At 75.2% G+C, this 17,290-nt stretch carries 8 protein-coding genes; 2 read left to right on the top strand and 6 right to left on the bottom strand.

Going from position 1 to position 17,290, the window contains the following annotated elements:
* Positions 1–101: 101 nt before the first annotated feature.
* On the top strand, positions 102–1,325 hold the full coding sequence (locus OG455_RS25750; protein WP_266297553.1) for a sensor histidine kinase: 1,224 nt from the start codon (positions 102–104) through the stop codon (positions 1,323–1,325).
* A gap of 187 nt (positions 1,326–1,512) precedes the next feature.
* Positions 1,513–2,715: a sensor histidine kinase gene (locus OG455_RS25745; protein ID WP_266297551.1), complete on the top strand. Its 1,203-nt coding sequence runs from the start codon at positions 1,513–1,515 to the stop codon at positions 2,713–2,715.
* A 92-nt stretch (positions 2,716–2,807) separates the two neighbouring features.
* Here OG455_RS25745 and OG455_RS25740 read toward each other — a convergent pair whose 3' ends face one another.
* The 6 genes from OG455_RS25740 to OG455_RS25715 form a co-directional block, all read right to left on the bottom strand.
* Positions 2,808–3,401 carry a DNA-binding response regulator gene (locus OG455_RS25740; protein WP_266297549.1) on the bottom strand — a complete coding sequence of 198 codons (594 nt, stop codon included), beginning with the start codon at positions 3,399–3,401 and terminating at the stop codon, positions 2,808–2,810.
* A gap of 275 nt (positions 3,402–3,676) precedes the next feature.
* On the bottom strand, positions 3,677–4,009 hold the full coding sequence (locus tag OG455_RS25735; RefSeq protein ID WP_266297547.1) for a hypothetical protein: 333 nt from the start codon (positions 4,007–4,009) through the stop codon (positions 3,677–3,679).
* 15 nt (positions 4,010–4,024) lie between these two features.
* Complete coding sequence (locus OG455_RS25730) at positions 4,025–5,020, bottom strand: acyltransferase domain-containing protein (RefSeq protein WP_266297545.1); 996 nt, start codon at positions 5,018–5,020, stop codon at positions 4,025–4,027.
* A 97-nt stretch (positions 5,021–5,117) separates the two neighbouring features.
* Positions 5,118–5,882 (bottom strand): thioesterase II family protein, encoded by a 765-nt coding sequence (locus OG455_RS25725; RefSeq protein ID WP_266297543.1) that lies wholly within the window; start codon positions 5,880–5,882, stop codon positions 5,118–5,120.
* Complete coding sequence (locus OG455_RS25720; RefSeq protein ID WP_266297541.1) at positions 5,879–8,287, bottom strand: type I polyketide synthase; 2,409 nt, start codon at positions 8,285–8,287, stop codon at positions 5,879–5,881. Before OG455_RS25720 ends, OG455_RS25725 begins: the two co-directional genes overlap by 4 nt.
* An 11-nt stretch (positions 8,288–8,298) precedes the next feature.
* Positions 8,299–17,274 carry a type I polyketide synthase gene (locus OG455_RS25715; RefSeq protein ID WP_266297539.1) on the bottom strand — a complete coding sequence of 2,992 codons (8,976 nt, stop codon included), beginning with the start codon at positions 17,272–17,274 and terminating at the stop codon, positions 8,299–8,301.
* Between the last annotated feature and the right edge of the window lie 16 nt (positions 17,275–17,290).

The following is a 17,290-nucleotide window of genomic DNA, read 5'->3' as shown; positions in this document are numbered from 1 at the left end:
AACTCTCAGCTCGTTTGCCAGTTCGGCTAGGGGTGCGCCGCTACGATGTGTCGCGCACGGGTGACCGTTGGGTGTTTGGGGGAGAGATGCCGCGTCAATCTGTGACCATCCTCGATGCGGAGCCGGCCGGCGACCAACTGGCCCCCCGGCTGGCGCGCGTGGTGGTGGGCATCGTCTTCAGCGGCTTCGCCTTCCTCGCCGGGGAGCACACCCTCTCGATGCCCCGCGCCACCCTCGGCCAGGACCTGGTCTTCCTGCTGACCGTGGCGATCCTGCTGGGCTGCCAGCTGCTGCCCTTCTCCAGGTTCGCGCTGACCCCCGGCTCCGGCCCCGCAATCGCCTCCCTGGTGCTGCAGGCCGTGGTGGTCTACGTCCCCTTCCTGCTCTACGGGGCACCGTGGATCGGCATGCCGGGCTTCTTCGGCGGCAACCTGATGATCATGCTCACCGCGCCGTGGTCCTGGACCGCCTTCGCCGTGGTGATGGCGAGCCTGACCTGGATCCAGTACCTGTTCACCCCCTCCGACATGCTCAGCGTCAGCTACACCGGGGTCTCCACCGTCATCACCGGCCTGATCGTCTACGGCCTCACCCGGCTCGCCGAGGTGGTGGTCGAGGTGAAGCGCACCCGCGAGGAGCTGGCCCGGATGGCCGTGCAGCAGGAGCGCCTGCGCTTCTCCCAGGACCTGCACGACCTGCTCGGCTACAGCCTCTCCGCGATCACCCTCAAGACCGAGCTGACCCGCCGCCTGGTCACCAGCCATCCGGGACGGGCGGGCGACGAGCTGATCGAGATCCTGGAGATCTCCCGCCAGGCCCTGTCCGACGTCCGGGTGGTCGCCAGCGGCTACCGCGAGATGTCCCTGGACCAGGAGACCCGCTCCGGCTGCTCGGTGCTGGCCGCCGCCGACATCGAGGTCGACCTCGACGTCTGCCACGAGCGCCTGCCGCCGCAGGTGAGCACCGTACTGGCCACCGTGCTGCGCGAGGGCATCACCAACGTGCTGGGCCACAGCAAGGCCGAGCACTGCGCCATCACCATCGACCAGGACGCCGACGTCGTACTGCTGCGCATCGTCAACGACGGCGTCCAACCGCCCGCGCAGGAACCGCCCTCCAGACGCGGCACCGGCATCGGCAGCCTCAGCTCGCGCGTCGCCCAGCTCGGCGGCCGGCTCACCGCGGCGATCGGCCCCGACGGCCGCTTCCACCTGGAGGCCCGGGTGCCGCTGCCCGCCCGCAACCAGCACGCGGCCCGCCCGGTCGACGACGAGGGGCACGCCGACGAGCCGGCCGACGAGCCGCCCGCCCAGATCGCCGCCTGACCGGACCTCCGCCCCACCGCCCGACCGCACCACCGCCCGACCGGACCACCGCGCCACCGCACCACCGGCGGAGCTCCACCTCGCCCGCCACTGCCGGGCCCATCGCCCCGACCCGCGTCCCACGGCCCAACTAGCATGGGACGCAAGGAGACCGCCACGGGGGCAAAGGGGACAGATGGTGCATCGGTTGAGTGCCGCGAGCGGCCGCGATCCGGCGGCCGACCCGCCGAAGCCGCACGAACCCGCACCGAGGCTGGCCCGCGCACTGGTCGCCATCGTCTTCAGCGGTTTCGCCGTGCTGGCCGGTCTGCACACCATGGCGGAGAAGCCCGGCCCGCTGCAGCTGCTGGCCTTCGTCCTCTCGGTCGGCACCCTGCTGGCGCTGCAGCTGGCGCACAACACCCGCCTCGCCCCGCGGCCCGGCTCCCGCGCCGCCTACGCGGTCCTGCTGCTGCAGGCCGCCCTGGTCTACCTGCCGTTCCTGCTCTTCGGCAGCGCCTGGGTCGGCATGCCGGGCTTCCTCGCGGGCAACCTGCTGGTCCTCGTCGCCACGCCGTGGAGCTGGGTCCTGTGCGGTCTGGTGGTGATCACCCAGACCTGGGCGCAGTACCTGGTGACACCGCACGACGCCTGGGGGGTGACCTACACGCTGGTCTCCGCCACCATCACCGGCCTGATCGTCTACGGCCTGCTGCGGCTCGGCGACCTGGTGGTCGAGGTGAAGCGCACCCGCGAGGAGCTGGCCCGGATGGCCGTGCGGCAGGAGCGCCTGCGCTTCTCCCAGGACCTGCACGACCTGCTCGGCTACAGCCTCTCCGCGATCACCCTCAAGGCCGAACTGGCCCGCCGGCTGATCGCCCAGCACCCCGGGCGGGCCGGTGAGGAGTTGAACGAGATCCTGGAGATCTCCCGCCAGGCCCTGTCCGACGTCCGGGTGGTCGCCAGCGGCTACCGGGAGATGTCGCTGGAGCAGGAGACCCGCTCGGGCTGCTCGGTGCTGGCCGCCGCCGACATCAAGGTGGTGGCGACCGTCTCCCACGACTGGCTGCCGCCGCAGGTGAGCACCGTGCTGGCCACCGTGCTGCGCGAGGGCATCACCAACGTGCTGGGCCACAGCAGCGCCGCGCACTGCGCGATCACCATCGAGCGGCAGCCGGGCGCGGTGCTGCTGCGCGTCGTCAACGACGGCGTCCAACCGCCCGCGCAGGAACCGCCCTCCAGACGCGGCACCGGCATCGGCAGCCTCAGCTCGCGCGTCGCCCAGCTCGGCGGCCGGCTCACCGCGGCGATCGGCCCCGACGGCCGCTTCCACCTGGAGGCGCTGGTCCCGCTGCCCGATCAGCACCGGCAGCCCGACCAGCCCCCCGCGCCGGCCCGGGCCACCGCCTGAGCACCGGACGGCAGGAGCACCGGCCGGCGGCAGCAGAAGCGGCCGGCGTCACAGGCACCGTAGGCACCGGGCGGCACCGGAGGCGGGCCCGGCTAGAGCCAGCCCGCCTCCGAGGCGATCCGGATCGCGTCGACCCGGTTACGCGCGTTGAGTTTGGTCACGGCCGTGGTCAGGTAGTTGCGCACGGTGCCGGCCGAGAGGTAGAGGCTGGCGGCGATCTCCGCCACCTCCGCCCCGCCGGCGGCCAGCCGCAGCACCTCCGACTCCCGGGTGGTGAGCGGGTTCTCCACCGAGTCCCAGGCCGCCAGCGCGAGCTGGGGGTCGATCACCCGCCGCCCGGCCGCCACCCCGCGGACCGCCTCGGCCAGCCGGTCCGGCGGGGCGTCCTTGAGGATGAAGCCGGCGACCTGCGCGGCCACCGCGCGCCGCAGGTTCCCGGGGCGGCCCAGGCTGGTCAGGATCAGGGTGCGGCAGGACGGCAGCTGCTTGTTCAGCTGGCCGGCCGCGGTCAGGCCGTCGATGCCCGGCAGGTCGATGTCGACGATGGCCACGTCCGGGCGCCAGTCCAGCGCCCGCGGCACGATCTCGTCGCCGGAGGCCACCTCGCCGACCACCTCGATGTCCGGTTCGAGGTTCAGCAGCGCGACCAGCGCCCCGCGGACCATGTTCATGTCCTCGGCCAACATGACCCTGATCAAACCGGACCCCCCACCCCTCAGCGCGCACCAGCGGTCGCACTACCTGAGAGGGTTCTACCATCCCAAGCTGGGAGTGGGATCACGGTGCACGATCGTGCGGAAACGTACGATCGGCCGACCTGACGACCGACCGGACGACCGCCTGACGACCGGGCGCAGGGCAGTCGGGACAGTCAGGGCGGTCAGGGCGGTCGGGGCGGTCAGGGCGGTCAGGGCGGTCAGGGCGGTCAGGGCGGTCGGGACGGTCGGGACGGTCGGGACGGTCAGGGCAGCCACTCCAGCGGCGGCCCCAGCCGCTCGGGCAGCAGGGCGCACAACTCGGCCTCCCAGTCGGTGGACCAGTCACCGGACCAGTCGCCGGACCAGTCGCCGGGCCGGTCACCGGCCGGGCCGGCGAAGCAGCGGTCCCCGCGGCCACCGCAGCAGCTGCCGCGGTAGCCGCCGTAGCAGCCACCGGGGCAGCCGTCGGGGCAACCGCCCCAGCGTTCGTGCGCCCGGCAGGCCGACCCCACCGGCAGCGGCACCGCGAACTGGGCGGCGCCGGCCGTGGCGAGCACGTCGAGCAACTGGTCGAGGAAGCGGGCGAAGCGGGACATCGGCACCGCCCGCACTCAGGCCGGCACCGCGACCGGTCGCCCGGCGGTGAGCTCGGCGGCCAGCGCGGCCAGCTGGTCGGCGGTGCCGGCCGGCCCGCGGCAGGCGTTGAAGACCTGGATGCCGTGCTGCTGGACCAGCGGCTCCAGCAGCCGGGAGAGCACCGGACGCGGCCCGATCTCCACGATCCGGGTGGCACCGAGCGCCATCAGCGCGTCGACGCCGTCGGCGAACCGGACGGTGGCGCTGATGTGCCGCACCCAGTAGTCGGCCGACAGCTCGTCGGCCGACAGCAGCCGGCCGAGCACCGTGGAGACCAGCGCGGTGGTAGCCCGCGGGTGGTCGACCGTGCGGGCGACGGCGCCGAAGTCGGCCAGCATCGGGGCCATCAGCGGCGAGTGGAAGGCGTGCGAGACCCGCAGCCGGGTGGCCGAGATGCCGTGCCCGGCCAGTTGCTCGCGGATCGCCATCAGTTGGTCGGCGTCGCCGGAGAGCACCACCTCGGCCCGGCTGTTCACCGCGGCGGTGCCGATCAGCGGGTGCGCCGCGATCAGTTCGAGCACCTCGGCCTCGCTCGCCTTGACCGCGAGCATCCCGCCGCCCTCGGGCAGCAGCTCCATGCCCTGGGCCCGCGCGGTGACCAGTCGGGCCGCGTCACTCAGGCCCAGGCCGCCGCCCAGCACCGCGGCGGCCAACTCGCCGATGCTGTGCCCGAGCAGCAGCCCGGGCAGCACCCCGAGGTCGCGCAGCGTGGCACCCAGCGCGTAGCCGATCGCGAAGAGCACCGGCTGGGCGTAGCCGGTCCGGTTGATCAGCGGGTCGGCGTTGCGGACGAAGTCGATCACCGACCGGTCCAGGCCCGGACGCAGGGCGGCGTCCGCCTGCTCCAGGTAACGGCGGTAGACCGGGCTGGAGTTGTACAGCCCCACGGTCATCCGGGGCTGCTGGCTGCCCTGGCCGGTGAAGACGAAGGCGGTCTCGGGGTCGGGGCCGAGCTCGGGGTGGGCGTTCACGGTCGGTGCTCCTCTCGCGGGGGGCGGGGTGCGCGGGGGCGGATGTGCGGGGCCGGCGCACTGGGCGCCGGCCCCGCACCGTTGTGCACGATCGCGCTCAAGAACGGCTCGCGGCGCCCGTCAGCTGGGCCGACGCCTCCGCGACCAGGGTCCGGGTGAAGCCCGGCAGGGCCTGGCCGAGGAAGTAGAAGTGGCCGCCGGGGAAGAGCCGGTGCTGGAAGTCGCCACTGGTCTCCCGGGCCCAGGCGGTGAGCATGAACTCGGGCGCCCAGGGGTCGCTGTCGCCACCGAAGGCGGTGATCGGGGAGCTCAGCGGCAGCCGGTCCGGGTGCGGGCTGTAGGACTCCACGGCGCGCAGGTCGGCCCGGGTGAGCCGCAGGAAGCGCTCGACGAACTCCGGCACCTCGTGGATCCGGTCGGGCGTGCCGCCCATCGCCAGCAGCTGGGCGAGCAGCCGCTCGTCGTCCAGGTCGTAGAGCCGGCGGCGCACCCGGGCCTGGAAGCTCGGGCCGGCCCGGCCCGAGACGCCGACCCAGCCGGGCCGCTGCCCCACCGCCTCCAGACGGCGGGCCAGTTCGAGGGCCACCAGCGAGCCGAAGCTGTGTCCGAAGAGCGCGAACGGCGCGTCCAGCCAGGGCTGGACGTCCTCGAAGACGGTGTCGACCACCTCCTCCAGGGTGGTCAGCGGCTCCTCCCGGCTGCGCCGGCCGCGCCCCGGCAGGTCGATCAGCACCAGGTCCCAGTCCTCCGGCAGCTGGCGGGCCATCGGGTAGTAGACGCCCGAGGAGCCGCCCGCGTGGTGGAAGCCGAGCAGCCGCAGCGCCGGCTGCTCCACCGGGCGCGGGCGCACCGCGGTCCTCACGCGCTCTGCCGTTCGCTGGCGGCGGCGATCAGCACGCCGCCGGAGAGGATGTGCTCGCCGAGCCGCTCGAAGAGCTCGCCCAAGGTGATCTCCTCCAGGAAGTCGTCCAGCGGGACCTCGATCTCGTAGGTCTCCTCGATCCGCAGGGTCAGCTGCATCGCGATGAAGGAGTCGCCGCCCAGCTCCAGGAAGGTCTCGCCCTCGGCGAGGTCCTCCTCGGCGTGCATCAGCGAGCGCAGCGACTCGTGCAGGAAGGCGCTGACCGCGGCGCGGTCGGCGGCCTCCGCTCCGGGGACGGCGGCCAGCGCCGCCGGGGCCGCGCCCTGGGCGGCGGCCGCGGTGGCCCGCTCCTCGATCCAGAGCCGGCGGCGGCGGAACGGGTAGGTGGGCAGGTCGCCCGCGGCCCGCACCCCGGCCGGGCGCAGCGCGTCCAGCCGCAGTTCGGCGCCGGCGGTGAAGAGCGCGCCGAGCGCGGTGGGCAGCAGCGCCACCGCCTCCTGCGGCGTGGCGCCGGTGAGCGGCGCCTCTCCCCCGTCCCAGGCCAGCACGGCGTCCGCCCGCTGGTCGGCGGCGGCCGTGGTGAGCCGCACCTTGAGCCCGAACTGCTTGACGATCTCCGCCAGCCGCTCCTCGTCCCGCCCGTGGCCCACCGTCAGGTCGGGGTAGGCCTCGGCCAGCGCGGCCACCGCCTCGCCCAGCGCGGCCGCGCCCGGGCGGGTGCGCAGGGTGGTGGTCAGCCGGGATGGCTTGAGCTCGCGCACCCCGTGCTCGGCCGCCGCGAGCAGCCGGCCGGCCAGCTCGGCGCCGCTGCGCCCGGTCACCGCGATCCGGAACTCGAAGGGGGTGCGCCCGGCCCGCAGCGTGTGGCAGGCGGCGGCCAGGTCGGCCGCCCTGGTGCGGCCCAGGTGGCCGGCGGCCAGCGAGACCAGCTCGGCCAGGCTCTCCTCGTGCTTGGCGGAGAGCGTGACGAGCTCCAGCCGCCCGGTGGCGGCCGGCTGCGCCGCCTCGGCGCCCTGGTAGGCCTCCAGCACCACGTGGGCGTTGGTGCCGCTCATCCCGAAGGCGCTCAGGCCGGCCACCCGGCGCTCGTAGCCGGCGGGCCAGTCCCGGCTCTCGCGCGGCACCGCGATGTTGATCCGGTCCCACGGGATCAGCGCGTTGAGCTCGCCGTCGTCCGCCGCCAGGGCGGCCGGGATCCGGCCGCGCTCCAGCATCAGCACCACCTTGATCAGCCCGGCCAGCCCGGCGGCCGCCTCCAGGTGGCCGATCCGCGACTTCACGCTGCCGGTGAGCAGCGGCTCCTGGCGGTCCGCCACCCCGCTGCCGACCACCGCGTCCAGCGCGCCGACCTCGATCGGGTCGCCCAGCGAGGTGCCGGTGCCGTGCGCCTCGACGTAGCCGACCTCGGCGGCGGCCACCCCGGCGTCGGCCAGCGCGGCCCGCAGCACCTCCTGCTGGGCCGGCCCGTTGGGCACGGTCAGCCCGGAGGAGGCGCCGTCGTGGTTGACCGCGGTGCCGCGCAGCACGGCCAGGATCGGGCGGCCCTCGCGCTCGGCCTCGTCCAGGCGCATCAGCAGCACCATCCCGACGCCCTCGCCGCGGCCGTAGCCGTCGGCGGCGGCGGTGAAGGTCTTGGAGCGGCCGTCCGGCGCCAGCGCCTTGTTCTGGCAGAGCGAGACCATCAGGTCCGGCGAGAGGATCAGGTTGGAGCCGCCGACCAGGGCGTAGCGGCACTCGCCCTGGCGCAGGCTGCGCGTCGCCAGGTGCAGCGCGACCAGTGAGGAGGAGCAGGCGGTGTCCACGCTGATCGCGGGCCCGGACAGGCCCAGCACGTAGGAGAGCCGCCCGGCGGCCATCGAGTGGCCGCCGCCGGTGCCGAAGTACGGGTCGATGCCGGTCTTGTCGTCCGGGTGGGCCATCCGCTGCACGTACTCGGAGGTCATCATGCCCACGAAGACCCCGGCCTTGAGCCGGTCCTGGCGGCGCACCGCGAGGCCGGCCCGCTCCATCGCCTCCCAGCCGGTCTCCAGCAGCAGGCGCTGCTGCGGGTCGAGCGCGGTGGCCTCGCGCTGCGAGATCCCGAAGAACCCCGCGTCGAAGCCGGCGATGTCGCTCAGGAACCCGGCCCGCCGCACGTAGGAGCGGCCGAGCTGGTCGGGGCGCTCGTCGAAGACGGCGCGCAGGCCCGGGCGCTCCTCGGGGATCTCGGAGAGCGCGTCCTGCTCGCCGAGCAGGAAGTCCCAGTAGGAGTCGGGGGTGGTCAGCCCGCCGGGCAGCCGCAGCGCGGTGGCGACCACCGCGAGCGGGGCGCTGCGCTGCTCCTCCAGCTCGGATATCCGGGCCTTGAGGCGGCGGGTCATTCTGTGCTGCTCCTGCAGCAGGGCGCGGAGTTCGTCCGTTTCCATGTCTTCCTACCTCACAGGTCCATGGCCAGGTCACGCCGTACGGCGGCGAGCAGCTCGTCGTCGGAGAGATCGTCGTCGGAGAGGTCGCCGTCGGAGAGGCCGCTGTCCGCCCCGCCCCGGGCGGCGGTGCCGGGTGCCGGCTCGGCGGGGGCCAGCAGGCCGGTCAGGTACCGGGACATCTCCGCGACGTTCGGGTAGTCGATCGAGGCGGTGGCCGGCAGGTCCTCGCCGGCCGCGTGGGCGAGCAGGGCGCTCAGGTCGATCGCCATGATCGAGTCCAGGCCGATCTCCTCGAAGCCGACCTCGTCCTCGACGGCCTCCGGGTCGCCCAGGGTCTCGCCGGCCAGCTTGCGGACCACCTCGCGCACCCGCTCCTCGCGGTCGTCCTCGTCCGCGATCCCGGCCAGCTCCGCGCGCAGCCAGCCGCGCGGCTGCTCGCCGTCCTCGGCGGCCGGCTCGGCGCTCTGCGGGCGCTCGGCGGTCAGCACCGAGAGCAGGGCGATGCCGGGGTGGGTGCCCAGGTTCTGGGCGTAGCGGGTGAAGTCGGCGTCCATCGCCAGCAGCCGGGGCTGCGTGGTGCCGGTGGCCAGGGCCAGCAGCGGGATCGCGGTCTCGTCGGTGAGCACCCGGACGCCGAACCGCTCGGCGGCCCGGGAGAGCGCGGCCGAGTCGGCCATGCCGCCCTTGGCGGTGGGCACCCAGGGGCCCCAGGCGACGGCGGTCGCGGGCACCCCGCGCTCGCGCAGCTGCTGCGCCAGCCCGTCCAGGTAGCCGTTGGCCGCGCCGTAGTTGACCTGACCGGCGGAGCCGAGGGTGCCGGCCGCCGAGGAGAAGAGGACGAAGCTGGTCAGCTCCCGGGTCTCCAGCACCGCGGCGAGCGCGTCGGCGCCGGCCGCCTTGGCCGCGAAGACCCGCTGGTAGTCCTCCTCGCCCAGGTGGTCGAACGCCCGGTCGGCGGTGGCGCCGGCCAGGTGGAAGACCGCGGAGAGCGGGGCCAGCGACTCGGCCCTGGCCACCGCGCGGCTGACGTCCGAGCGGTCGGTCACGTCGCCGGCCACCACCTCGACGCGCACCCCGGCCCCGGTCAGCTCGCCGATCACCTGGCGGGCGGCCGCGTCGGGCTCGGAACGGCCCATCAGGGTCAGCGCGGTGATGCCCTGGCGGGCCAGGAACTGCGCCACGCTCAGGCCCAGCGCGCCGAGACCGCCGGTGAGCAGCGCGCTGCCGGTCAGGTGCGGGGTGTCGGCGCCGGCCGCGGGCAGCAGCCGGGCCACCGAGAGGCCCAGGGTGCCCAGCGAGAGCCGGGTCTCGGTGACGCCGTCGGCCGCGATCTCCAGCAGCGCCTGGGCCAGCGGCTCCGGCTGCCAGCCCTCGGCCAGGGTGATCCGGACCAGCCGGCGGTCGGGCTGCTCGATCTCCAGCGCGGCCAGCAGGCCGAACAGCGCCTCGCGGACCGGCGCGGCCCCGGGGCGGCCGTCCACCGGCAGCGCGTACGGCACGTCGGCCGGCGCCGCCTTCAGCGCGGCGGCCAGCTCCAGCGCCGCCAGCCGTGCCGACTCGGCTCCCTGACGGTCCGTCAGATCACTGAACCGGGCGTCCACCAGCAGTTCGGTGGCGCCCTCGCCCTGGCCGAGCGCGTGGTTGACCTGGTGGCCCAGCGAGCGCAGGTGCTCGGAGAGCCGGGCCGCCGGGACGCTGCCGGAGCAGGTGACCACCAGGGTGCGGGGCCGCTCCGGGGCGGTGGGCAGCGGGCGGGGCACCCAGCTGAGCTCGTAGGCGTGCGGCACACCGCCGCGCAGGCTGGTGCGCAGCGTGGTGCGGGCCGCCGCGCGGACCCGGAAGCCCTCGGCGACGATCACGCTCTGCCCGGCCGCGGTGAACAGGTGCAGGTCGGCGACGTCCACCCGGCGCCGGCCGCGCTCCAGCGTCTCGGACTGCAGGACCTTGACGTGGCCCCAGAGGTCCTCGCCCGGCACCGGGCGGCCGGGGAAGGCGAGCTTGGCGGAGGCGAACGGGATCGCCAGGGCGGCGGCGGCCTGCGCGTCCTCCTCGACCATGAAGCCGGCGATGGACTGGAAGACCGAGTCGATCAGACCCGGGTAGATCTCGTAGTCGCCCACCGCGTCCGGCAGTTCGGGCTGGGCGTAGCGGATCAGCGCCTCGTCGCCGCGCAGCCAGATGTCGGCGATCCAGCGGAAGGACGGGCCGAGGTTGTAGCCCAGCTCGCGGAAGAAGGCGTAGAAGGCCTCCCCGGAGATGTGCCGCTCGGCGGTGGCGGCGAAGGTGTCCCGGTCCGGCGCCTGGGCGCGGGGGCCGGCGGCGGCGAGCTTGCCGGAGAGGTGGTTGACCCACTCCCCCTGCTCCGGGTCGAGCAGGCTGTGCACGCTCACCCGGCTCGGGTCGGCCTCGTCGTCGCCCAGCAGGATCTGCAGGTCGTAGTGCTCGCCGTCCTTGATCACCAGCGGGCGCGGGCAGATGAAGTCCTCCAGCGCCAGCTCGCCGCCGTCCCCGGCCAGTGCCGAGAGCATGGTGGCGAGGTGCGAGGAGGCCGGGGTGAGGACGGTGTCCTCGATCCGGTGGTCGGTCAGGTAGGGCGGGAAGAGGTCGCTGCGCTCGAAGGCGAAGGCCCGGCCGCGCAGCGCGGGCGAGCGCAGCTCGCTGCCCCAGTGGCGGGCCGGCGCGGCCTTCGCCGCGGGGGCGGCGGCCGGCTCGACCTTGGTCCAGTAGCGGGTGTCGGCGAACGGGTAGCGCGGCGCCTCGGCCCGCTCCGGTCCGGCCGCCCGCTGCACCCGCGCCCAGTCGAGGTCCTGGCCATGGCGGTAGAGGTGGGCGGCGGCGGCCAGCAGCGCGGCCCGCTCCCCGGTGCCCCGGGCGAGCGAGGCGACGGCGCCCTTGGCGGGCACCAGTCCGGCGGCGGCCACCATGTTGACCAGGGTCCGGCCGGGGCCGATCTCCAGCACCGCGTCCACCCCGAGGCCGGCCAGCTGCTGGACGCCCTCGTGGAACCGGACCGGCTGGCGCAGGTGCCGCGACCAGTAGCGGGCGTCGTAGTCCGCGTCGGTGGCGACCTTGCCGGTCAGGTTGGAGACCACCGGCAGCACCGGGCGGCGGTAGTCGATCGGCGCGGCGAGCGCGGCGAAGTCGGCCAGCATGCCGTCGATCAGCCGGGAGTGCGCGGCGGCCGGGATCACCAGGCTGCGGGCCTTGTACTCCTCGGCCCGGGCCCGGCGCTCGACCTCCTCGATGTCGGCCGGCAGGCCGGCCACCACGATCGACTCGGGGCCGTTGATCGCCGCGATGTCGCAGTCGGTGCCGACCAGCCACTGCTCGACCTTGGCCTGCGGGGCCGCCAGCGAGAGCATCGCGCCCGCGCCGGCCCGCTCCTGCATCAGCCGGGCCCGGTGCACCACCAGGGTCAGGCCGCTCGCCAGGTCCATCACACCGGCGTGGATCGCGGCCGCGATCTCGCCGACGCTGTGCCCGGTGACCACCGAGGCGCGCACGCCCCAGGACTCCCAGAGCGCCACCAGGGCCAGCTCCAGCACCACGGTGGTGGGCTGGATGAAGCGGACCTGGTCGATCAGCGTCTCGTCCGAGCCGTAGAACATCAGGTCCAGCAGCGACAGGCCGAGCAGCGGCGCGGTGATCTCGTCGCAGGCGTCGACCACCTGGCGGAAGACCGGCTCGCTCTCGTACAGCTCGCGGCCCATCCCGAAGTACTGGCTGCCCATGCCGGTGAAGAGGAAGGCGACGCTCGGGCGGCGGCCCGCGGCCTGCGGCGACTCGCCCTCGCGCAGCTCGGCCAGCAGCTGCTCGGCGGTGCTGCCGAGCAGCACCCGGCGCGGGCCGAAGTGGGCCCGGCCGGAGCCCGCGGCGACCGCGAGCGCGGCCAGCTCGTGCTCGGCCACGCCGGTCAGCCGGCTCTCCCAGAGCTCGCTGAGCCGGGACAGGCCCGGCAGGTCGGGCGCGGAGATCGGCAGCAGGTGCGGCCCCGCCGCGGGCTCCAGCGCCGCCCGCTCGGGCGCCTCGCCCAGGATCACCTGGGCGTTGGTGCCGCTGAAGCCGAAGCTGGAGACGCCGGCCAGCCGCGGCCGGTCACCGGTGCGCCAGGGGGTGAGCGCGTCCACCACCCGCAGGTTCATGTCGTCCCACGGCACGTGCGGGTTGAGGTTCTCGGCGTGCAGGCTGGCGGGCAGCTTGCGGTGGCGCAGCGCCAGCACCGTCTTGATCACCCCGGCGATGCCGGAGGCCGACTCGCTGTGGCCGATGTTGCTCTTGACCGAGCCGATCTGCAGCGGCTCGCCCGGGCGCCGTCCTGGGCCGAACGCGGCCCAGGCGGCAGCCAGTTCGATCGGGTCGCCGAGCGAGGTGCCGGTGCCGTGCGCCTCCAGGTAGGAGATCTGCGCGCCGTCCAGGCCCGCGTCGGCGAGCGCGTCGTTGATCACGGCCTGCTGGGCCTTGCCGCTCGGGACGGTCAGCCCCGAGGAGGCGCCGTCCTGGTTGACGGCGGTGCCGTGGATCACCGCGAGCACCCGGTCGCCGTCGCGCTCCGCGTCGCTCAGCCGCTTGAGCACCAGCACGCCGCAGCCCTCGGAGCGGACGAAGCCGTCGGCCTCGGCCGAGAAGGTCTTGCAGCGGCCCTCGGGCGAGAGCATGTGCGCGCGGCTGACCGCCACCGAGCAGGACGGGTCGGCGATCACGTTCACGCCGCCCGCCAGCGCCCGGTCGCTCTCGCCGCTGCGCAGCGAGCGGACCGCCAGGTGCAGCGCCACCAGCGAGGAGGAGCAGGCGGTGTCCACCGCGAGCGCCGGGCCGTTGGCGCCGAGCAGGTAGGAGATCCGGCCGGCCGCCGCGTTCAGCGCGGTGCCGGTGCCGAAGTAGGCGTCCAGCTTGCCCAGGCCGCCCTGCTCCAGCAGCCGCGCGTAGTCGGAGTTGGTGATGCCGACGAAGACGCCGGTGCGGGTGCCGCGCACGCTGTGCGGGTCGATCCCGCCGTCCTCCAGCGCGTGCCAGGCGGCCTCCAGCAGCAGCCGGTGCTGCGGGTCCAGGCTCTCGGCCTCGCGGGCCGGGACGCCGAAGAAGCTCGCGTCGAAGCGGGCCAGGTCGCTCAGGAAGCCGCCCTGGTCGGTGGTGATGGTGCCGGTGGCCAGCGGGTCGGCGTTGTGCAGCGCGGCGCGGTCCCAGCGGTCGGCCGGGACGGGGCCGACCGCGTCGCGGGCCTCGGCGAGCAGCTGCCAGAACTCCTCCACCGAGTCGGCGCCCGGGTAGCGCGCGGCCATGCCGACGATGGCGATCGGCTCGCTCACCGACGCACCGGTCGGCGACGCGCCGTCCGGCCCGGCGGCGGTGGCCGTCACGGCACCGGCGGCGGTCGCGGCACCAGCACCAGCACCGGCAGCGCCGGCGGTGGCCGGACGCGGGCGCGGGGTGCGGGCAGCCGGGGTGTGCGCGGGGCCCTCGGTGATCCGGGTGGCGATCAGCTCGGCGAGCTGGCTCACCGTCGGGTAGCTGAAGATCTCGGCGACCCGCAGCTCCACCGAGAACGCGGTGGACACCTCGCGGGCCAGGTCGACCGCCATGATCGAGTCCAGGCCCAGGTTGTAGAAGCCGACGTCCTCCGGGACGGCGCGCCCCTCGACGTAGCCGAGTACCGCGCCCAACTGGCGGCCCACGTGCGCGCGGGCGGCCGCCACCCGGGCGCCCTCGGGCAGCGCGAGCAGCTCCCCGCGCAGCGGCGAGCCCACGCCGGCGGCGCCGGGCCGGGCGTCGTCGGTCACCTCGGCGAAGAGCGCGCGCGGGCGGCCCGCCCCGATCACCTCCAGGAACCGCGGCCAGTCCACCGGGCAGGCCAGCAGCAGCGCCGAGGCGGTGGGCGTGGCGGCGGTCAGGCTGGTGCAGCCGGTGGCCGGGTCCACCTCCCCCAGGCCCATCCGGGCCAGGTTGCGCCGCCCGGCCTCGTCCGCCATGCCGTCCAGCGCCCAGACGCCGAAGGCCAGGCTGCTGGCGGGCAGGCCGGCGGCGGCGCGGTGCGCGGCCAGCGCGTCCAGGCCGCCGTTGGCGGCGGCGTAGGCGCCGCGGCCCTCGTTGCCCCACAGGCCGGAGGCCGAGGAGGTCTGCACGAAGAAGTCGAGCGTCCAGTCGCGGCTGAGCAGGTGCAGCCACCAGGCGCCGGAGTACTTGCCGCGCAGGGCGGCCTCGAAGGCGGCGGTGTCGGCCTCGGCGAGCGGGGCCAGCGGCAGCGTGCCGGCCGCGTGGATCACCCCGGCGATCGGCGGCAGGCCCTCGATGGCCAGCGCGGCGCTCAGCTCGGCGTGCCGGTCGCAGTCGGCGGCGCGGTAGTGCGCCCGCACCCCGGCGGCGTCCAGGCCGGCCAGCCAGTCGCGGGTGGCCGCGGGCAGCGCCTGCTCGGCGGTGCGGCCGATCAGCACCAGGTGGCGGGCGCCGCGCCGGATCAGGTCGGCGGCCAGCGCGCGGCCGATGCCGCCCGCGCCGCCGGTGATCAGGTAGGCGGCCTCCGGACGGACCGTCAGCTCCGGCTGCCAGTCGCCGGTGACCGGGCGCAGCCGGCCGCCGAAGGCGGCGCCGTCCCGGACCGCGAGCAGGTCCTCGACCGGCGCGCCCGGCGCGGGGGCGGCGGCGGTGGCCAGCTCCAGCACGGTGCGCGCGTCGGTGCCGGTGGGGTCGGCGGGCAGGTCGATCACGCCGCCCCAGCCGGCGCCGAACTCCAGGCCGAGCACCGGCAGCAGGCCGTGCAGCAGGCCGTGGTCACCGGCCGCGATCACGTCCTGCCCGGTGACCTGGCGCACCCCCAGGGTGAGCGCGAAGGCGCGCACCTGGCGGTCGGCGGGCAGGCTGCGCACGGCCGCGGTGGTGGCGGCCAGCAGCGCGGCGCCGGCGCCGGCCGGGTCGCTGCCGTCCAGCCGCTCGGGCAGCGCGTCGGCGCGGTGGGCCAGCAGCAGCGAGAGCGGTCCGCGCTCGCTGCGCCCGGCCCAGAAGGCGCCCCAGGCCAGGTCGTCGGCGGGCAGCGGGCCCTGCTCCCAGGCCGGGAAGGCGCCACGGGCGAGCGGGCCGAGCAGCACGCCGAACCGGCCGTCCCGCTCGGCCTCGGCGGCCAGCAGGGTGAGCAGCTCGACGTCGTCGCCGGCCAGCACCAGGGTGGTACCGGCGACCGGCAGGCTCGGCGGCACCGGGCTCCAGGCCAGCTCGTGCAGCGGCACGGTGTCGGCCGGCGCGGGCAGCTCGGCGGTGGGGGCCGGGGCGCTCTGCGCGGCGGCGGCGGCCGGCGCGTGCCGGGTCCGCTCCCACGGGTAGTGCGGCAGCTCGGCCACCCGGCGCGGCAGCGCGGGCAGCTCGCCCGCCCGCGTCCCCTCGGCGACGACGACCAGCGGCGAGGCATGGTCGGCGGCCAGCGCCGCCAGCGCCGCCGCGGCGGTGGCCGGGTCGGCGGCGGTGACCGTGGCGGTCACCTCCAGGCGGCTGCGGCCCTCGGTGAGGGTGTGGGCGAAGGCGGCGTAGTCGGCGGGCGCCGACGCGGCCAGCCGCTCGGCCAGCCGGGCCGCCAGCGTGCGCAGCGCGGCGGGGGTCTTGGCGGAGAGGACGAAGCCGGTCACCGGGACCTCGGCGGCCGCCGGCAGGTCCGCCGGCTCCGCCGGACCGATGATGATGTGCGCGTTGGTGCCGATCATGCCGAACGAGCTGACGCCCGCGTACCGGCCGCTCTCGGACCGCTGCCAGGGCTGCGCGGTGCCGGAGACCGAGATGTTGGTGCCGTCCAGGTCGATCCGCGGGTTGAGCGTCTCGAAGTGCACCAGCGGCGGCACCACGCCCTTGCGCACGCAGAGCAGCGCCTTGATGACGCCCGCGATGCCGGCGGCGCCCTCCAGGTGGCCCAGGTTGGTCTTGACCGAGCCGACGTGCAGCTTGGCGCCCTCGTTGCGGCGGCCGATCGCGGCGATGATGGCGTCCATCTCGATCGGGTCGCCCAGCGAGGTGCCGGTGCCGTGCGCCTCGATCAGGCCGATGTCGGCCGGGGTCAGCCCGGCGTCGGCCAGCGCCGACTCCAGCAGGTCGATCTGGGCCAGCACGTTGGGCGCGGTGAAGCCCGAGGAGCGGCCGTCCTGGTTGATCGCCGAGCCGCGGATCACGCCGTGGATCCGGTCGCCGTCGCGCAGCGCGTGGTCCAGCCGCTTGAGCGCGATCACGCCGCAGCCCTCGCCGCGCACGAAGCCGTTGGCACGCGCGTCGAAGCTCTTGCAGCGGCCGTCCGGGGAGAGCGAGCGGGTCTGGTCGATGATCCGGGTCGAGCCGGGGGCCAGCACCAGGTTGACGCCGCCGGCCAGCGCCACCTCGCACTCGCCGCGCCGCAGCGCCTGGCCCGCCTGGTGGATCGCCACCAGCGAGGAGGAGCAGGCGGTGTCCACGGCGACCGCGGGGCCGGTCAGCCCCAGGCAGTAGGAGATCCGGCCGGCCGCGAAGCTGTGGCCGTTGCCGGTGGCCCAGTAGGCGTCCAACTCGCCGGTGTTCCAGTCGCGGTAGTCCTGGCGGCCGGTGATGCCGACGAAGACGCCGACCTTGGCGTCGGTCAGCTTCTCGGGGGCCAGGGCCGCGTCCTCCAGCGCCTCGTGGGCCACCTCCAGCAGCAGGCGGTGCTGCGGGTCGATCGCCCGCGCCTCGCGCGGGCTGATCCCGAAGAAGTCGGCGTCGAAGCCCAGCACCTCGTCCAGGAAGCTGCCCTGGTTGGGCAGTTCGGACCACTCCTCGGCGAACGGGGCCAGCCGCTCGGCCGGCCGGGCGCGGACCAGGTCACGGCCCGACTCGAGCGCCGCCCAGTACGAGTCGAGGTCGTCGATACCGCCGGGCAGTCGCAACCCGACGCCGACCACTGCCAGCGGCTGGTTGCCGCTCGCGGCGTCCAGCTGGGCGCGCAGGCTCTTGATGGTGTCCAGGGCTCGGGTCAGGGGGGTTGCAGCGCTCTTACTCGGTTCCATTAGTCCTGTCCTCGTG

Origin of the sequence: Kitasatospora sp. NBC_01287 (genome assembly GCF_026340565.1) — a bacterium.
GTDB lineage: Bacteria > Actinomycetota > Actinomycetes > Streptomycetales > Streptomycetaceae > Kitasatospora.
This window is presented reverse-complemented; position numbering and strand designations above follow the sequence as displayed.